Source organism: Jonquetella sp. BV3C21, assembly GCF_000468895.1.
GTDB lineage: Bacteria > Synergistota > Synergistia > Synergistales > Dethiosulfovibrionaceae > Jonquetella > Jonquetella anthropi.
Genome location: NZ_AWWC01000008.1, coordinates 199885 through 217913, shown reverse-complemented (window position 1 = coordinate 217913; position 18029 = coordinate 199885). Strand labels below are relative to the sequence as shown.

Annotated in this window: 17 protein-coding genes; 5 read left to right on the top strand and 12 right to left on the bottom strand. The window is 59.1% G+C overall.

The features are described from left to right. Positions 1-43: 43 nt before the first annotated feature. The 6 genes from HMPREF1249_RS02875 to HMPREF1249_RS02850 form a co-directional block, all read right to left on the bottom strand. Positions 44-1261 carry an iron-containing alcohol dehydrogenase gene (locus tag HMPREF1249_RS02875; protein ID WP_008521549.1) on the bottom strand — a complete coding sequence of 406 codons (1218 nt, stop codon included), beginning with the start codon at positions 1259-1261 and terminating at the stop codon, positions 44-46. A 274-nt stretch (positions 1262-1535) separates the two neighbouring features. Further along, positions 1536-1985, bottom strand: coding sequence for a redox-active protein (locus tag HMPREF1249_RS02870; RefSeq protein WP_008523096.1), 450 nt, complete (start codon positions 1983-1985; stop codon positions 1536-1538). After that, entirely contained in the window at positions 1982-2896 is a 915-nt protein-coding gene (locus HMPREF1249_RS02865; protein ID WP_008523098.1) for an NAD(P)/FAD-dependent oxidoreductase, read from the bottom strand. The genes HMPREF1249_RS02870 and HMPREF1249_RS02865 overlap by 4 nt, the downstream gene beginning before the upstream one ends. 29 nt (positions 2897-2925) lie before the next feature. Beyond that, positions 2926-3561, bottom strand: coding sequence for an SIMPL domain-containing protein (locus HMPREF1249_RS02860; protein ID WP_021775767.1), 636 nt, complete (start codon positions 3559-3561; stop codon positions 2926-2928). Positions 3562-3624: 63 nt separating this feature from the next. Next, complete coding sequence (locus HMPREF1249_RS02855; protein ID WP_008521554.1) at positions 3625-4242, bottom strand: ECF transporter S component; 618 nt, start codon at positions 4240-4242, stop codon at positions 3625-3627. Further along, positions 4243-5148 (bottom strand): NAD(P)-dependent oxidoreductase, encoded by a 906-nt coding sequence (locus tag HMPREF1249_RS02850; RefSeq protein ID WP_008523101.1) that lies wholly within the window; start codon positions 5146-5148, stop codon positions 4243-4245. A 146-nt stretch (positions 5149-5294) separates the two neighbouring features. Between HMPREF1249_RS02850 and HMPREF1249_RS02845 the strand changes: the two genes are divergently transcribed. Together HMPREF1249_RS02845 and HMPREF1249_RS02840 are read left to right on the top strand one after the other, a co-directional pair. Then, positions 5295-6467 carry an aminotransferase-like domain-containing protein gene (locus HMPREF1249_RS02845; RefSeq protein WP_231366871.1) on the top strand — a complete coding sequence of 391 codons (1173 nt, stop codon included), beginning with the start codon at positions 5295-5297 and terminating at the stop codon, positions 6465-6467. 94 nt (positions 6468-6561) lie between these two features. Further along, the gene (locus HMPREF1249_RS02840; protein ID WP_008521558.1) at positions 6562-7167 is read left to right on the top strand and encodes a hypothetical protein; all 606 of its coding nucleotides are present in this window, start codon (positions 6562-6564) and stop codon (positions 7165-7167) included. Between the two features lie 78 nt (positions 7168-7245). Here the strand turns inward: HMPREF1249_RS02840 and HMPREF1249_RS02835 are convergent, their stop codons facing one another. Further along, the gene (locus HMPREF1249_RS02835) at positions 7246-8367 is read right to left on the bottom strand and encodes a DUF362 domain-containing protein (RefSeq protein ID WP_021775806.1); all 1122 of its coding nucleotides are present in this window, start codon (positions 8365-8367) and stop codon (positions 7246-7248) included. Positions 8368-8459: 92 nt separating this feature from the next. On the opposite strand from HMPREF1249_RS02835, the gene HMPREF1249_RS02830 reads away from it, so the two are divergent. From HMPREF1249_RS02830 to HMPREF1249_RS02820, 3 genes are all read left to right on the top strand, one after another. Continuing rightward, positions 8460-10706 carry a mechanosensitive ion channel domain-containing protein gene (locus HMPREF1249_RS02830; RefSeq protein ID WP_008521560.1) on the top strand — a complete coding sequence of 749 codons (2247 nt, stop codon included), beginning with the start codon at positions 8460-8462 and terminating at the stop codon, positions 10704-10706. Between the two features lie 249 nt (positions 10707-10955). Then, positions 10956-12116: a DegT/DnrJ/EryC1/StrS family aminotransferase gene (locus HMPREF1249_RS02825; RefSeq protein ID WP_008521561.1), complete on the top strand. Its 1161-nt coding sequence runs from the start codon at positions 10956-10958 to the stop codon at positions 12114-12116. A 100-nt stretch (positions 12117-12216) separates the two neighbouring features. Then, positions 12217-12810 carry a sugar transferase gene (locus HMPREF1249_RS02820; RefSeq protein ID WP_008523110.1) on the top strand — a complete coding sequence of 198 codons (594 nt, stop codon included), beginning with the start codon at positions 12217-12219 and terminating at the stop codon, positions 12808-12810. A gap of 71 nt (positions 12811-12881) precedes the next feature. Here HMPREF1249_RS02820 and HMPREF1249_RS02815 read toward each other — a convergent pair whose 3' ends face one another. The 5 genes from HMPREF1249_RS02815 to rapZ are packed head-to-tail and all read right to left on the bottom strand — an operon-like array spanning position 12882 to position 18026. After that, positions 12882-14072, bottom strand: coding sequence for a phosphoglycerate kinase (locus HMPREF1249_RS02815; RefSeq protein WP_008521563.1), 1191 nt, complete (start codon positions 14070-14072; stop codon positions 12882-12884). Continuing rightward, on the bottom strand, positions 14073-15095 hold the full coding sequence (gap, locus tag HMPREF1249_RS02810; protein ID WP_008521564.1) for a type I glyceraldehyde-3-phosphate dehydrogenase: 1023 nt from the start codon (positions 15093-15095) through the stop codon (positions 14073-14075). Positions 15096-15145: 50 nt separating this feature from the next. Then, positions 15146-16024 (bottom strand): DNA-binding protein WhiA, encoded by an 879-nt coding sequence (gene whiA, locus HMPREF1249_RS02805; RefSeq protein ID WP_008521565.1) that lies wholly within the window; start codon positions 16022-16024, stop codon positions 15146-15148. After that, positions 16021-17142, bottom strand: a complete 1122-nt coding sequence (locus HMPREF1249_RS02800; RefSeq protein WP_008521566.1) for a gluconeogenesis factor YvcK family protein — start codon at positions 17140-17142, stop codon at positions 16021-16023. The genes whiA and HMPREF1249_RS02800 overlap by 4 nt, the downstream gene beginning before the upstream one ends. Continuing rightward, positions 17139-18026 carry an RNase adapter RapZ gene (gene rapZ / locus HMPREF1249_RS02795; protein WP_008521567.1) on the bottom strand — a complete coding sequence of 296 codons (888 nt, stop codon included), beginning with the start codon at positions 18024-18026 and terminating at the stop codon, positions 17139-17141. The genes HMPREF1249_RS02800 and rapZ overlap by 4 nt, the downstream gene beginning before the upstream one ends. Positions 18027-18029 lie beyond the last annotated feature (3 nt).

Here is an 18029-nt window from a genome sequence, read left to right as displayed (position 1 = left end):
AATAAAGCGGCCTTCGGAAACCGAAGGCCGCTTCGTGCAGCTCTTATCCGCGGCGGCGCAGCGACGTGCGGTAGATGCGCCCCACCAGCTCAGGGGTCGCCTCGACGGGCGAGAGGTCAAGCAGGCCGCCCAGCGACGGCGTCTCTCTGGTCAGGCGAACGAGCGTGTCAATGTCAGCCTCGGTGTACCCTTCGTCGATCAGCTTGTGCGTGGCGCCCATCTTGAACAGCCAAGCTTCCACGTGATCGGCCGCCTCTTTGGCCTTGGTCGGGCACGCGGGGAAGTCCGCCGGAAGCATCGGGGCCAGAACACGGCGAAGCGTCTCGGCCCGGGCAGGCCAAATTTCCTCAATGACCGACGGAAGCAGCATAGCCAGCCCCAAACCGTGGGTCAGATCGGGCTTCACTGCCGACAGCGGGTGCTCCAGCGCGTGGGTCAGGTGAAGCATGCCGTTGTCGAACGCAATGCCGGCGATCATGGACGCGTAAAGCAGGAAGTAGCGAGCCTGCAGGTCCTTCGGGTCCTTCAAGGCAACCGGCAGCCAGCGGTCTACCAGCTCGATCGTCTCGGCAGCCATCATAATGCTGTACGGGCTGCTAAAAATCTTCGTCGTCGCGGCTTCGATGACGTGGTTGCACGCGTCGATGGACACGTAGCGGGTCTGGAAGGCCGACAGGCCGGTCATCAGAGCCGGATCGTCGATGGCGAAGACAGGATAGATGCAGTCATAAGCAATGGCCGGTTTGTACTTCTTGGAAACGATCGAGGCGACGGCAAACCGATCGACTTCGGTGCCTGTGCCGTGGGTCAGGTTAATCGCCACAAGCGGCGCCGCTTTTGTCGGCGTAAAGATCAGCTCGTACAGCTCGGTCGCGTTCTTGTCCGGGTACGACAACAGGATGGCCGCGCTCTTGCCGGCGTCAATCGGGCTGCCGCCGCCGATAGCCACAACCGCCGACGCTCCCTTGGCTCGTCCCATCGCGACAGCCTCGTCGATGTCCTCAACCTTCGGGTTCGGCGTGATCTTGTCATACAGAACGTAGTCCATACCGTGAGCAGCAAACGCCTTCGTCACGTGATCCCACGCGCCAGTCGTCTTATAGGCGCCGTGACCGGTCACGCAAAGGACGTGGCGCACGCCCCGCGAAGCAAGGTCAGCGCAGATCGCGTCGATCTTCTCGATGGCGCCAACTCCCAGGTATGCCACGTTGCGAGTGCGGATCTCCTGAACGTTACGAATGTCGATTTCCTTTTCCCACATGCAAATCGTCCCCCTCTCTAATAATAACCGGCATCAGTCGGTCTCGTGCCTCATTTAGCTGAACCCGCCGCTTCCCCGCGGCGGAAGGACAGAACCCCAATTCTGCCCGCTTCAGATTGTGAAAGCGTTCTTTTTCTTTACGAATATTGTACAACCGATGGCAGGACAATTCAACGGCCTTTTCAGTCGTTTTCTCTTTTCAGTCGTTTTCTCTTCTCAGTCTTTTTCGCCGACAAAAAACGCCGGAGCTCCCGCTCCGGCGCAAAACGACTAGCTATTCCCGGCCGTCCGGCCGGCATGACAGGTCAATTCCTCCCTCTTGAAGAAGCGTCCACAGCCTTTCGACGGCCCAGAGGGAAAACGTGGGACAGACCTCCCGGCGGCGCGCGTGTTCTGCCGGGGCTAAGTCTCGGCAGTTGAGCGAGCCGAAATGGTCTTCAAATTCTTCGTACAGCGCAGCCGACAGGGCCTTGAGCCGATCGTCCCGGCTTTCGAGTTCGCCCCCTTTGCCGAGCCAGCACCCCAACGCGGCGAGACAGCCAGAAAGGACGCCGCAGGTGGCTCCGGTTCCCATGCCTCCGCAGAAGGCGTTCAGCGCCCGCAAAGTTTGAGGAACCGGACGTCCGAGCGGCGACACGGCCATTCCAAACGTCGCCGGCGCACAGCAATACCCTTGCGTCCACCACGTTCGGTTGAGTTTTGCCAGTTCCTCCGGGGAGATCACTTTAATCCCCCGTGAGCGCGAGCCCACCCGGCGGCGGCGATGCCGGCTACAGCACCGTCGCGAACCGCCCCGGCAACTTGACGCAGAGCGCCGTCTCTCATGTCTCCGGCGACGAATACGCCGGGCAGTGACGTGGCCATGTCTGGGGCGCACTTCGCCCAGCCTTCGCTCGTCTTTTCGGGAGCCAAGTCGGCCTGAGGAAGCCGGCCGGCGCAGACGAACAGCGGAATTTCGTCGTCACAGCGCAGGACGGTCTGAGCGCCGTCGTCGGACGCGATGACGACCCGCTGAACCTTTTCTCCGCCGGAGATGGAAGTCACCCGACTGGCCGGGTAGGTCCGCACGTTCGGCAGCTTCTCGATGGCGAGGCGGAACTCGCTGACGGCAGCCAGCTCTCGTTCGATGAAAACGAGGTGAACTTCTTTTGTCCGGCCGGCGAGGTGAATCGCCTCTTTCGCCGCGCCGTCGCTGCCGCCGACGACGACGATTTCCTTTGCAGACAGGTCGTCCAGCCGGTCAAGCCCCAAGCCGCAGACGCCCAGTTCATCTTCCCCCGACAGGCCAAGCCGCCGCGGTTTTGTTCCAGTGGCGAGAACTGCCGCCGACGCCTCCCACTGGCCTTTCCGTCCGGACAGGTGAATCTGACCGTTCTGAACTTCAAGGCGAAGCACTTCGTCGACTGCCGCTTCAACCCCAGCCCGCTCAAGCTGGCCGGCCATCAGTTTGGCAAACTGTGGGCCGCTCAGCCCTTCTGAGACTCCGAGAAAGTGACTGACCAGCGACACCCGGCTGATTAAGCCGCCGATGCCGTTTTTGTCCAGGACCACAATCTTCGCTCCCCGCGCCCGAGCGTACAGGGCCGCGCTGACGCCGGCCGGACCGCCGCCGACAATCGCAACGTCGTATTTCATCCACTTCACCGCCTTTGGTATAGGTCGAATCACTTCATCTGAATGGAACCGGTCACTGAAAGCTGAACTCTTGCCGTTCCGGGCTCAACGGTCTCAGGAGCGGCCAACTCCGCTGACTTCATGTTGCTGAAGTTCCGGCAGTTGGTCACCGGGGTTTCCCCGTTCATATCCACAACTGAGATCGTACCAATTGAATATGAAGAGAACCCCAGATGTTTGGCGATCATATCGGCTTTTGCTTTGAACCGATCGAGCGCGCTCTTGACCAGCTGATCTTCAATTTCCGCCAGCCGAGAGCGGGAGACCCGACACTGAATTGACTCGACGGCGGCAATTTGGGAGACGTCGGCTGTCAGCTTGGAAAGCGCGTCAAAGTCCTTGCTGGAGACGGTGAAGCGAGCCGTGTCATACCACGCCTGCTTGCCTGAAATCGAGAACGACACGCCCGGAAGAGCCTGCCAGAAGCCTTCCCGGGTCGACGTCTGAAGCTGGACTTCTTTGACCTCGCGGATCGCCTGAGCGAGCTTGTTCGCTTTTTCGGTCACTTCAGCCGCGGCTTTTTGACGGTCGGGGTCGTGAGCTGACACGACAAAATCGACTTCCATTAAGTCTCTAGCTACCAGCTGGTCGGCCGTGGCCGACAGGTTCACCACGTTTTGATCCAATTCCGCTTGGCCGCGCTGGCAAATGACGCCGCCAAAACGAAGGCCGCCAACAGTCCTTTGAGTTTACCGCTCACTCTTCTCATAGCTTTCTCTCCTTTCACAGGGACAAGTCCTGAACCGAGCGCTCAACCCGCCAATGACGAGGAATGCCAGCGCCGAATTGGACAGCGACTTTATCAGATTAAACGGTATGATTGCCGGCACGAGCATGGAGACGACCACCTGCCGGGGCACGCCGAGAAACCACACGGTCATGACGAGGTTCAGCGGAATCATCAGCAGCGTCATGACCAATGAGCCGAGAAGAAGCCCTTTAGCAAGGCTCCCGGAGCTGCACCGCCGCCGGTACAAGAACGACGGAATGGCTACGAGAGCGCTGGTCGCCACGATGTGCATGACAAGGCCGATTGGGCCTGACCCCGAGCTGACCGTCAAAGTCTGAATCAGCGAAGCAGCAACCGTGACGGCGAGGCCGGCGCCGGGACCGTACAACAGCCCGGCGAGGATCATCGGCACGTCGCCGGGCTCGTATTCAAGAAACGGCGCCTGCGGCAGGATAGGGAAACGAATCGCTAGGATGAGTATGACGCTCAGGCAGGTCAAAAAAGCGAGCCGAGTCAGCTTGTGGACGCGAAACGACGCGCCGTTTTCCTCTCTGCCCTCGGGAAGAAACGTCTTCATTCAGCTTTTCAGCCGCCGGGCGACAAGGTACCGATCGTACAGCTTGAACAGCGCCTGAGTCCCGTCGTTTTCTCCCCCGTCCTCGGCCAGCTGGCGGTACAACTTGTCGGCCAGCTCAAGCCCGGGCAGCTGGAGGTTCATCTCCCGGGCGGACTGGAGGGCGATCCCCATGTCCTTGATGAAGTGCTTGACGTAAAAGCCCGGCTTGTAGTTGCCCGAAAGCATCTGAGGCCACCGGTTGTCCAGCGTCCAACTGGCGGCAGCGCCCTTCGACACACTGGCCATGACCGACTCGGGATCAAGCCCCGCGGCCTTGGCATAACAAAGCGCTTCCGAGACGGCGACCATGCCGGAGGCGATCAGAATCTGGTTGACCATCTTCGTGTGCTGACCCATTCCCGCACCGCCTTGGCGGTGAACCTCCGTCCCCATGGCGCTCAAAAGCCCGCGCGCCTTTTCAAACGCCTCCTCCGTCCCACCGACCATAATCGACAGCGTTCCTTTGGCGGCGCCGGTGTCGCCGCCGGAGACCGGCGCGTCCAAGCAGAACAGTCCGCGCTGGGCTCCATCGTGGGCGATCTGAGCGGCCAGCGTTGGGCTGGACGTGGTCATATCCACCAAAAGCGTTCCTGGCGCGGCCGCCTCAATGAGTCCGCTGGGACCAAGGTAAATTTCCTTTACGTCGGCCGGGAAGCCGACCATCGTGATGACGGCGTCGCTGCCCTGAGCCGTTTGGGCCGGGCTGTCACACCAGACGGCGCCGCTTTCCAAGGGTTTTTTAGCGGTCTCTTTCCTGCGGGTGAAGACCCGAAGGCTGTACCCCGCTTTCAGCAAATTCGACGCCATTCCCCGTCCCATGACGCCAATACCGATGAAGCCTACTGTGCGAATTGAACTCTGTGTCAATGGAATGCCTCCCCGTCGCTGTGTATATGTTTATTATACCGAGGAACGAAAAAACCATATCGGTTCGTTGACGGCTTTAAGCTCCCCGTACCCCTAAGGTACAATATCACCGTTATGCCGAACTTTCCTGAAAGGTCGAGATGATCATGAACCGTTTTTTGAGCGCTCAAGCCAACCGACTGAGACCGACGACGATTGCCCGCTACACCGGGGGGCTATCGGCCGAGACGGGAAACTTTACGTCCGGGCAGCCGTCGCCAGAGGCCCTGCCGCTTGACGACCTCAAGCCGATTTTCGACAGTCTGCTTGAAACGGAGCCTGCCCTGTTCGGGTACGGGGTGCCACGGGGGGACTCGGAACTTCTTGCGTACTTGTCAAGTTTGGGGCCATCAATTGGCCTTTCCGGCCCGATCCCCGAACGTCAGATCATGATCACTCAGGGCGCGATGGGCGCGGCTCATATCGCCGCCGCCGGCCTGATCGACCCGGGCGACGTGGTGTTGGCCGAGGATCCGTCGTACCCGGAGACGCTCGACGCGTTCGCCAAAAGCGGCGCCCGCATCGTCGGCATCTCTTCCGACGCTGACGGCGTCAACCCAAAAGAGCTCGAACGGCTGTGCCGTCTGCTGTCGCCGAAGGTCCTCTACGTGATCCCTCATTTTCAAAACCCCCGGGGAACCTGCACGTCCCTCGAGCGTCGGCGGCTGATCGCCGAGACGGCCCGACGGTACGATCTGCTGGTCTTCGAGGACGACCCGTACCGGGATCTGTACTTCGACGAGAAGCCTCTGCCGTCGATTTTTTCGATGGCTCCCGAGCGGACGCTGTTTGCCGGCAGTTTTTCCAAGACGGTGGCGCCCGGGTTCCGCTGCGGGTGGCTCGCCGGACCGGATGAGCTGATCGAACGGTTCGTCAATATTCAGGCTCAGACGGTAGTCGCGCTGCCGACTTTTATCCATCGGGCCATTGCCCGGTTTGCCGGATCTCCCCAGTTCGCCGTCCATATGGACGCGTTTCGGTCTGACCTAGCGCGGCGCTGCAGGATCCTCTGCGACGCTCTGACCGAATGGAGCGGCCGACGGGTCATTTTCAGCGAGCCGAAGGGCGGGATGTTCTTGTGGTGCCGGCTGCCCGGTCAGGACGGCGTTCAGGTCCAAAAGCGGCTTCTTGAGCAGTTCAACCTGGCGGTCATTCCTGGGACCGCGTTCAGCTGCCAAGGCGAATGCCTCGACTGCATCCGGCTCACCTACAGCCGCCAGCCGATCGAACGGTTAAAAGCCGACGCCAAAAAACTTGCCCAAGCGCTCGGGGCATTCTGAGCGAGCGTTGCATGTGGCAGGACAGAATATTTATGATAGACTTACATTCAGGATTATCCTATTTATGACCCCACCCTGAAGGAGCTGAACTGTAATGGACGAACAGAACCTGCACGCTCACGATCACGAGAATGAAGAGCACCCCCTGGAAAGCTGCTGCTGCGAGGGCGATCAGCACGATCACGACGAAGGTTGCTGCTGCTGCGGCGACGAACACGATGATGATGGGTGCTGCTGCGACTGCGATATGCCCGCTGACGATTCTTCCTGCCGAGTCAAAAAAATCGTCGCGATTGCCGTCGGAGCGATTGTCCTCTTGGCCTTGTTCGCCGGCATTCTTATGCGCAGCGACGCCGTCCTCACCGAAGTCCGCGGACTGAGAGACGAGATCGTCAATTCCCAGAGGGACACTCAGGCCGTCGTCTCTGAAGTCGCCGCGCTTCTCGGCAAGGCGCAGGCTTCCTTGGCCGCCATCGAGAACAAGGTGAACAGCGACTCCGCTTCCAGCGAGGACGTTTCCGCCGCTTTGAACGAGATCCGCGAGATGTACAAACAGACGAACGTTTCCCTGAACCAAGCGCTGGAGTCAAAGGACAGCATGATCCGCCAGCTGATCGGCGATTTCGGGGCCAAACGTCCGAGCACGCAGCCGGTTCCTCCGGCCGCTGCGCCCGAATCAGCTCCTCAGAAAACCGAGTAATTATTCAGCTCCAACAAGACAAGAAACGGCGGCTCCCGATCGGGAGCCGCCGTTTTTGTCTTTTCAACCCGTGGAGACCTAAATCACTTCAACTTGAGCGGACAGCTTTCCCAGCCCGATGGCCTGTCCGTGGTTCAGTTGGGATTCCGGCTCCGTTTTGGGGTGAATGTGGGAGAACTTTTCGCACCCGCTTGGCAGGGCAGAGCCGACTGCCTCTGTGACCTTATCGAGACAGAACTTGTCCAGCGCGACCGGGTCAATTGACGCGGCAATCCCGATCGGCGGGACGATCGCGTTGTCGCTCCAGCCGCAGCAGTCGCACAGCGGCGTGATGTCGGTCATGACGTTGACGTAAACGACCCGGCGTTTGTCTCTCACAGCCCCAAGCGCGTACTCGGCCATGCGCTCGCCAAAGGCGCTCCGGTCCTCTTCTGATCCCCAGTCGATGGAGATAGCGCTGACCGGGCAGTGGGTCATGCACTCGCTGCAGCCGATGCACTTCGACTGGTCGATGAACGCTTTATTCGCCCCGGCGGGGTTTTTCATCGAGATGGCGCGAACAGGACAGTTGCGGGCGCACCGGCCGCAGGCGATGCACTCTTCAGGGGCCACAGACAGGTTGGCGGCGTGCTGGTCTTTTTTCCCCAACGCGCAGGCACAGCCCATGGCCAAGTTCTTCACCGCCCCGCCGAATCCGGCCCTCACGTGCCCCTTGAAGTGGCTCAGCACGACCATCGAATCGGCGTCTGCGATGCTCCCGGCAATCTTGACCTCTGAAAAGTGTTTTCCGGCAACCGCCACGGGCCGCCAGTCGTTGCTCTTCAGCCCGTCAGCGATGACGACCGGCGCGCCGGTGACCTCAGGGCCGAACCCGTGGCGAACGGCCAAGTTGAGGTGGTCAACGGCGTTGCGCCGGCAGCCCGTATAAAGGGTCGTCGAGTCGCAGAGAAACGGCTTGCCGCCGGCCTCTTTGACCGCGTCGACGATCAGACGGGCGTACTCGGGCCTCAGGTACGTGTCGTTTCCTTCCTCGCCGAAGTGGAGCTTCACCGCCACCAAGTCCCCCTCGGACACGGTCCGCTTCATCTCCACTCGGTTGAGCACGTCCCTCATTCGGTCGAACTTGCTCGTGCCGTTCGCAAACGGCGCGAACCAGATGACCGCATCTTCAACGTTTTCCCTCTTTTTACACACAGACACCTGACATTCCCCCTCCTTGAAAAATCCCCTGCGTTCATTCATTATAATAGTCGTTAACGAAGAAATTCTCTAAAAACCTTCGAGGTGATCCTATGAACTTTCGGAAGCTCGCTTTTCTTCTTGTAGCCATCGGCCTGTCCGCCGCCCCGGCGGGAGCGATCGACCTGACAAGCGTTCTGCCGGGCCTGTCGTCGGACAGTCAGCCGTCGTCGGCCGGTGACGCGGAAATTTTCAAGCCCTCTGACTCCGATCAGGCAATCAACGCCGAACGGTTGGCGTCGATTACCAAACGGTTGAACGGCTTGGCCGGTACTCCCCTAGACGAAGTCGCTGCCAGCAACGGCGTCACGGCTGACGACGTCAAGGACAGAATTTCACTGCTCAATAACTTGAAGCTGAGTTACGAGCGAATCGCGGCGACTGCGAAAAATATCCCCGGCGCCGAAGCGCAACTTCAGGCGCTCAAGAGCGTGCCGGAAGAAAACGCGCTGCCAAAGGAGAAACCGCCCTTTGACATCGCCACGTACGAGCGGGCGCTGGACGAATCAGATGACTTGGCCGTTTCCCAAGAGCTCAAGGAGGCCGACCTGCGCAACGCCAAGCTGGCGCTGAGCTACGCCCAGTCGAGCCAGCAGGCGGCAGAAAGCAGCTACCGCAGCGCCAAAAGCACGCCGGCAGCCGCGTCAAACGCGTGGAAGATGGAAAACTTAGCTCTGACTGCCGAAGCCGCCAGAGCGGACGTGCTACTCCGTCAGCTGCTCATCAAGCAATTGACCGCTGAATCCCAGTCGCTGGCAATTCAGATCAACTCGGCGAATAAAAAAACATCTTGGATTGAGTCGAACCTCAAGTTCACCGAAGAGGACTATCGGGACATCTTGAAGTCCCTCGATGCCAACGCGGCTTCGCTGCAAAACAAACTGCAGGAAGCCGAGCGCGAGGCCCCCACGGCAGCTGCCCCTCAATCCGACAGCCAGGATCCAACGATCAAAGAACTGGCCGACTCTCTGTCGTCCCAGAAGAAGAGCTTTACGATGAACCGCATTGAACGGCTTCACGCCGCACTGGCCCGCCTTGCCGCCTGCCGGCAGATGTGGGACCAGCGTTACAAGCTGTTTAACGGCGGCGTGCAGCAGGAAAACATGCCGGCTATCATTGACTCTTTGGCAAAGAATCGGAACTCGATCGAAACAGCACAGGCCTCTCAGCAAAAGCTCATGCTGGCCGTTCAAAAAAGGCTCTCCAGCCTGAACGACCAGACAGCAGGGAACCAAGGCGGAGAAGCCCAAGAACTCAAAAAACAGATGATCGCCCTGACGAACGCCGAACTGGCTGACTTGGACGCCGACGCGGCCAGCATCGCGTCATTGCTCCGCTTAACCAGCCGCACCCTGCAGGAGTACAAAGCCCGGTACAACGTCGTCCCGGTCACCGAAAAAGTGGCCGGCATGTGGAAAGTGAAGACCGCCGAAATCCTCAACACCGAACTGTGGACCAGCGGCGACTACACGGTTCACCTCAAATCCCTGCTGGGCGCTCTGGTGATCCTTCTGCTGGGCGTGTTCGGCAGCCATCGGGCGACGCGTTTCGTCATGAAGTGGGTCCGCCGCCGGGCTAAAATTGACGAGACGACCGCCGCGACCATCAGCCGGTTCGTCCTCTACCTGTTGTTCTTCATCTGCTTCCTCATCGCCCTCAAACTGGTCAGCATCCCACTCACCGCGTTCGCGTTCCTCGGCGGTGCCTTCGCCATCGCCATTGGGTTCGGCGCTCAGACGCTGTTCACCAACGTCATCTCCGGGATCATGTTGGCGGTCAACCGGCCGTTCCGACTGGGCGACACGCTAGAAATTGACGACGTCCTCGGCGAGGTGAAAGAGATCGGCACCCGAAGCACTCGGCTCAAGACGCCGGACGGACGGGACGTCGTCGTCCCCAACAGCAAGCTGCTGGACAGCCGGCTAATCAACTGGAACCTGACCGACTATTTGAACCGCCGAACGATCACCATCGGTCTGAGCTACGACAGTGACCCCAACAAGGCGATTGAGGTGATGAACCAGGTCGTCAGGACAAATCCTCAGGTGCTTCCCTACCCTGAGCCGGCCATCTACTTCAGTGCGTTCGGCGACAGCTCGCTGAACTTCACCATTTACTACTGGGTCAACCTGAGAGTCGCCTCAGGCCTGAAAGTCGACAGCGACGTCCGGCTGGCCCTGTTCAAGGCTCTTTCCGAATCCGGCTTGGCGATCCCGTTCCCGCGGGTGGACGTCAGCCTGTTGGGGGGCGCTCTTCCTCAACAGACGTCGCCTGTCGAAAACGGCCGGCCGAACAGCTAAACAACAGAAGAATCGCCCCGCCCGGGAAATCCTGGCGGGGCGATTCATTCTTTTTCCGGCGAATAGCTTAGCGAAGTAGCTCGACTTACTGCACCAAAAACGATATTGGCCAGCTATAATGTAAAAACCTTCAAATTGGGGGCGTCATCAGGGCGTGCCGGCGTGTGCATGTCAGGCGTTCGTCCTGAGCGCAGCAAGTGATGCTGCAGCAGCTTATGGACCAACTTATTACTTCAAGAGGTGACCGTTATGACTCAACGAGCGTTTCTCCCCTTTGCCCTGCCGGACATCGGACAGAGCGAGATCGACGAAGTTCTCGACTCTTTAAAATCTGGATGGCTGACAACCGGCCCAAAAACTCAGCGGTTTGAAAAGGACTTTGCCCAATACCTCGGCGGCGGCGTTCACGCGATGGCTGTCAACTCAGCGACTGCCGGGCTGCACTTGGCGCTTGAAGCCTGCGGCGTCGGCCCGGGTGATGAGGTCATCACCACGTCGTACACCTTTACGTCGTCGGCAGAAGTCGCCCGATATTTGGGCGCCGAACCGGTTCTGGTAGACGTCCTGCCGGACTCACTGGAAATTGACCTGGCGGCAATTGAGCGGGCGATCTCTCCCAAAACGAAAGTCATTATCCCGGTCCATCTGGCTGGGTTGGCCTGTGACATGAAGCCTCTCCTTGAGCTCGCCCACCGCCACGGCATCAAAGTGGTTGAAGACGCGGCTCACTGCTTCCCGGTTAAGTATCGCGGAGACTTCATCGGCACGCTCGATTCTGACTGCACGGTGTTCAGCTTCTACGCCACGAAGACCATGACGACCGGCGAAGGCGGCATGATCGTCACAAAAGATGCGGAGATTGCCAAGCGCTGCCGGTGCATGAGACTTCACGGCATCGACCGGGACGCGTTCGACCGGTACACATCCGAACGTCCTGCGTGGTACTACGAAATTGTCGCGCCGGGTTTCAAGTACAACATGACCGACATCGCCGCGTCCATCGGTATTCACCAGCTGGAGCGGGCCAAAGGGTTCATGAGCCGCCGAAGCGCCATCGCCCAAAAGTACCTCCAGGCGTTCGCCGACCTTCCCGTCCAGCTGCCGATGGGCCCTACTCCCGAAAGAGAGCACTCTTGGCACCTGTTCATGCTGCGGCTGTCCGACGACGCCCCCATCTGCCGGGACAATTTCATTCAGGAAATGTCGAACGCCAAGATAGGGTGCAGCGTTCACTACATTCCCCTTCACGCCCAGCCGTACTGGAAGCAGCGTTACAACTTGCAGCCCCAAGACTTCCCTGTGGCGGAAGACGCGTGGAAACGGGAAGTGAGTCTGCCGATTTTCACGGCCATGAAAGACAGCGACGTGGACTACGTCATCGAACAGGTGCGCCGGCTCTTGAGCCGCTGAGGCGCCTGCAACCGACAAAATTCACAGGAACATACGTCCTGTTTGGCCTGCCTCTAAAAGCTTGGCAGGTCAGCCACTCATACAAGAGAGGAATCTTCTCATGACCTCCAAGCGATTTATGGACCTGCTCTTTACAATTCCCGGCATTATCCTGCTGAGTCCCATCATGCTGGTTATCGCCGTCTGGATTAAATGCGATTCCAAAGGGCCGATCATTTACAAGCAGAAACGGGTCGGGTTGGGCGAGCGTTTGTTCAACGTGTACAAGTTCCGGTCGATGGTTACTGACGCCGACAAGGCTTCCCTGCTGACAGTCCGGGCCGACGACCGGGTAACGAGAGCCGGCCGCTTTCTTCGAAAAACCAAACTTGACGAGCTGCCCCAGCTTTTTAACGTGTTGATCGGAAACATGAGCCTTGTGGGGCCACGCCCTGAAGTCGCCAAATATGTGGCGTTTTACCCGCCCGAGGCGAAAAAGCTGATCTTTTCGGTAAAGCCCGGGATCACAGAACGGGCGTCAGTTGAGTACAAAGACGAAAACGACCTGCTGGACTGCGCCGACGATCCAGAAAAAACGTACATCGAAAAAATTTTGCCGGTGAAAATCCGCTACTCCGTCGCCTACGCTAAATCGCACACCGTTTTAGATGATCTAAAAATCATCATGGCGACAATCAAAGCGATTGTTTCGTAAGTCAAGTTCATAGTCCCCAGAACATAATGGAAGCCCCGACACCTCGCGGTGTCGGGGCTTTCGTTTGTCTTTTATCGTTTGAGAAGAGGCACGACTGCCGGCAGGTCTTTGCCCTCGCAGAACTCTAAACTGGCCCCGCCGCCCGTGGACAGGTGGCTGACCAAAGAGCCGACGCCGAACTTCTTCGCCGCGGACGCCGAATCCCCGCCGCCCACCACTGTGAACGTGCCGGTTCGGGTCGCCTCAGCCAAAGCGTTCGCCACAGCCTTCGTGCCGCTGGCAAACGCCTCGCTTTCAAACACGCCCATCGGTCCATTCCACAGAACCGTCCGAGCTCCCTTGATCGCCTCGGCAAAAAGCTTTTCCGTCCGAGGCCCAATGTCAAGCCCCATGCAATCGGAAGATATCTCCTCCGCCGGGACGACCCGCGCCGTCTCGGGCTCCTCAATCGCATGGGCCTCGACGACGTCAACCGGCAGCAGGACGCGGACGCCCCGTTCCTTTGCCCGAGCGAGCATTGACCGGGCAAAGTCAGCGTGTTCTGCGTCGTACAGCGAACGGCCGACGTTCAAGCCTTTCTCGGCCAAGAACGTGAATGCCATGCCGCCGCCGATCAGAAGGGAGTCGGCCTTCTCGATCATCCGTTCGATGACGGCGATCTTGTCGGCGACTTTTGCCCCGCCCAATACGACGACGTACGGCGGGACCGGCTCGTCGCGCACGACAGACAGCGCGTCGATTTCCTTTTGAAGAAGGAACCCCGCCGCGCTCGGCAGCGAGTCTCCGACGCCGACCGTCGAGCTGTTGGCCCGGTGCGCCGCGCTGAAGGCGTCCATCACGAACGCGTCGAACGGCTTCGCCATCAGAGCGCTAAACGCGGGATCGTTCTTTTCCTCCTCCGGGTGAAAACGGGAGTTCTCCAGCAAAAGGACTTCTCCCGCCTTTTGAGAGGAAACGGCTTTGGCGACTTCAGGGCCGACGCAGTCAGCGACGAAGCGAACAGGCACGCCGTAGATTTTTTCCACGTCCGCTCGAATTTGGCCGAGGGACAGTTCAGGCACGACCTTCCCCTTCGGCCGGCCAAAATGGGACACCAAAGTCACCAACGCGCCCTGAGCCAACAAGGCGTCGATCGTTTCTTTGTGAGCAGCGATACGGGTCGTGTCTGTGACCTTTCCGCCTTTAAACGGCACGTTGAAGTCCACCCGGACAAGGACTTTTTTGCCGGACAGATCGAGCGAATCAATGCCCCGAAGTTTCATTTAAAATCCCTTCTCGATCATGTAGTTGGCCAGATCGATGCAGCGGCACGAATAGCCCCACTCGTTGTCGTACCAAGCGAGAACTTTTGCCAAGTTGCCGATAACCATCGTCTGGGACGGCGCAAACACGGCCGAGCGGGGATCGTGAGTGAAGTCCACCGACACGCAGTCGTCGGTCTCATAGCCCAAGTAGCCTTTGAGCGTCGATTCGGAGGCTTCCTTCATGGCCTGGTTAATCGACTCGACGGTCACGGGCTTGGCCGCAACGAACGTCAGGTCGACCAGCGACACGTCCGGCGTGGGGACGCGGATTGAAAGGCCGCTCAGCTTGCCGTTCAGCTCAGGAATGACCTTGCCGACAGCCTTGGCGGCGCCAGTGGTCGTCGGAACCATGGACAGCGCGGCGGCCCGGGCGCGGAAATTGTTCTTGTGGGACTTGTCGTGAAGTCTCTGGTCGCTGGTGTAGCTGTGCTCGGTCGTCATCAAGCCTGAAACGATGCCGAACTGCTCGTGAAGGACCTTGGCCACAGGAGCGAGGCAGTTGGTCGTGCAGGAGGCGTTCGAGACGATGTGATGCGACGCCGGGTCGTACGTTTTCTCATTGACACCCATGACAAAGGTCGCGATGTCGTCGCTCTTTCCCGGAGAGGTGAGAAGGACCTTTTTTGCGCCGGCCTGAAGGTGCCAAGACGCTTTATCGCTCTTCGTGTAAGCGCCGCTCGCCTCAATGATCAAGTCGACGCCCAGTTTCTTCCACGGCAGTTCTTCGGCCGTGTCGGCGCGAAGGACTTCCATCGAGTGGCCGTCCACAATCAAGTGAGAATCGTCGTAGGAGATCTGAGCGTCGAATCTCCGATGAACCGAATCGTACTTGAGCAAATAGGCCATCTGGTCCACCGCCGCATTATGGCGCTGAAGCGCGACAACTTCCATGAGCCCTTTGGTGTCGTACTCTTTGAGTCCCCGAAGTACAAGTCTTCCGATCCGACCAAAACCGTTAATTGCCACACGAACCTTCGACATTGCCTACCTCCTCGCGTCAGACGCGCACCGTCATGAGCTGAAAGCTCCCTTTAAGCTTCCTCAAGCGGGGAAAAGCCCCGCTCTTCCGCCAGTTGCTGAAGTCTGTGCCAACGATATTTTATCGTAGACTTGCTCATCTGTGGATCCAAAAGCGTCCCTAATTCGCCCAAGCTGGCCGCCGGATAGGAGAGGCGAAGCCGGAGTACCTGAGAAAGGGCTTCGGGCAGGTCAATCTCCTGATCGAGAAAAAAACGAGCCAGCTCAACCTGCCGTCTTGCCGCCGCAACCGACCGGCGAATATTCGCCTCATCGCAGTTAGCCTGCCTGTTGGCCTGATCCCTTAAAAACCTGACAAGTCCTCTGTTCTGCAGGACCTGAACGGTCTGAGGCAGTTTGAGGTTGTGGCACAGCTGGATGATCCCGTCCAAGTCCCGCAGGATCAGCTCCGTCCGACCGCCTTTGACTCGGCTGGATGCCTTGATTCCCGCCGCCGCCAGCGAGTCCATCACCCGCCCGGCTAAAACTGGCTGTGCCAGCCGCATCAGACAATAGTACCCGCTTTTCGGAGCGTACAGGCCGCCGCAGACGCCGAACACGCCTCTCATCCACGCCCAGCGCAAAAACTCCGGGCGATCCTGCACCGCAAGAATTGCCCGATACCCCTCTGTGGGCAGCGCTAAGGCCACTTGGCCCCGCCCAAGGCAGAGCTGCTCCCCCAGAGGAAGCCCCTCACAGATCGGACACTTGGGCCAAAGGCGTCGAACCCGGCGAAATGTCCAGAACCGCCCGCAGGACAGGAGAACTTTTTCGTCCGCGGCCGCGCGAACGCCCATCGAGGAAACAAGGCCTGCAAGTTCCGACTCGGCGGAAACAGGGTCGGGTATCTCCCCGGTGAGCCACTCGTCCCAGAGTCGGTTGGATATCTTCATGACAGGGGCCGAAAATGGCGAAGCGCCCGCATAAGGACTTCTGCCAACCGCGCGCTGTGATGCCTGATGACGGTTCCGTCTTTGACTTGAAGAAGCAGTTCTCTGTAAACGTTACAGCCCAGCGAGACCAGCTCTTCTTCTTCCGCCTCAGACAGGGTCAAAGGGACTGAGCCTCTTTCCTCATACCGATCACGAAGAGCGGGAACAATCGGAGCTTGGTTGACCACGACGCCGTCAGGGAAGCGCCCCAGCGTTTTAGCAATCCACCGGACGTGATCCATCAAACTCAAAGCGCTGGTTTCACCCGGCTGGGTCATCAAGTTCGCCACGTAAATGACCGGCGCCGCTCCGTCCCTGACCGCGTCAGCAAAGCCAGGAACTAAAAGGTTGGGGATAACGCTTGTGAACAGGCTTCCAGGACCTAAAACGATCATATCCGCGCCCTCAACGGCCTGAATGGTCTCGCGTTCCGGCTCGGCGTCCTTCGGTTCAAGCCAAATTTCTTCGATTTTGTCGCCGTGTTGGGAGACTTCCAACTCTCCTCGGACAATGCCGCCGTCTTCCAGTTTGGCCGCCAAAGTGACAACCTCCGTCGTGATCGGCAGCACCCTACCTCGGACCGACAACAGGCGGTTCATCAGCTGGACACCGTTTTTAAAATCGCCGGTCTGCTCGATCGCGGCGAGAAGCATCAGATTCCCTAAGCTGTGTCCCTTCAGGTCTCCTCGGTCAAAACGGAAGTCGAGAAATGAGCTCAAGTGGCTGTCGTTTTCGCTCAGGGCAACCAAACAGTTCCGAATGTCGCCGGGCGGAAGGACGCCCCAATCCCGAATCAGCCGACCGGAACTTCCGCCTTCGTCCGTCACGGTCACAACAGCTGAAAGATTCTTCGTGTAGGCCTTCAGTCCCAGCAAAAGAGACGAAAGCCCCGTGCCGCCGCCGACAGCGACAATTGACGGCCCCATCGCCAGACGAATTTGAACCGCCGCCTGCGTCCGGGCCTCTTGACTCTTGCCCGGGAACTGGCCCCGGCCTTTCAGGCCCCGCCGTCTTCTGAAAAGAACCGCGCCAGCGCCGGACAGGACCCCAACTGCGAAGGCAGCAATCAGCCAGATCATCCTGAAATCAGCTCCGATCCGGAACCGCGCTTTAGATCCCGGTGATTGACGTTCACCGTTACGCCCGGCAGCTGAGAAAGGCGCTCGGCCAGCCACTCCGCGGCAAAGACCGAACGATGTCGGCCGCCGGTGCAGCCCAGCGCCACGTGAATATAGTTTTTCCCGCTGTTGTGACAGACGTGAAGGATCGACGCCAGCAGGTCATAGCACGAACACAAGAACTCGTTTGCCGGGCTGCGCTCGAAAATATACTGCCGAACAGGCTCGTCAAGCCCCGACTTGTCTTTGAGCTCTGGCTCGTAGTAGGGATTAGCAAGAAAACGAACGTCAAACAGAAAATCAGCGTCAGCCGGGTTGCCGTACTTGAACCCAAACGACGTGACCAACACGTCGACGCTTTCCTTCCCCTTATCGATCAGGGACAGGACGTGTCGTTTCAGCTCAGCGGCGTCAAATCTGGTGGTGTCGATGACCAAGTCCGCCAGCTGACGAACCGCATGAAGCATCTGCCGCTCGGCTCGAATACCGTCCAGCAAGGACTCTTTAAACCCAAAAGGATGCCGTCGCCTTGTAAACCGATACCGACGGATGAGCGTCTCTTCGGAAGCCTCCATAAAAAGCACCGTCAGCCGTACGCCCTGATCCCGCAAAGCCCTGATAGCGCTCGGCAGCTCGGTTAGAAGAGCTTCGCTTCTGGCGTCCACGACGGCTGCCACGTCCCGTTCCTCGCTGCTGCGCCCGCCCACAAGAGACGCAAGAGCCGGCAGCATCGGTGCAGGCAGGTTATCGACGGTAAAAAAGCCCTGATCTTCTAGGGCATCCAAGACACAGCTTTTTCCGCTCCCGGACTGGCCAGTAACGACAAAGACCCTTCCTACAGGCATGTC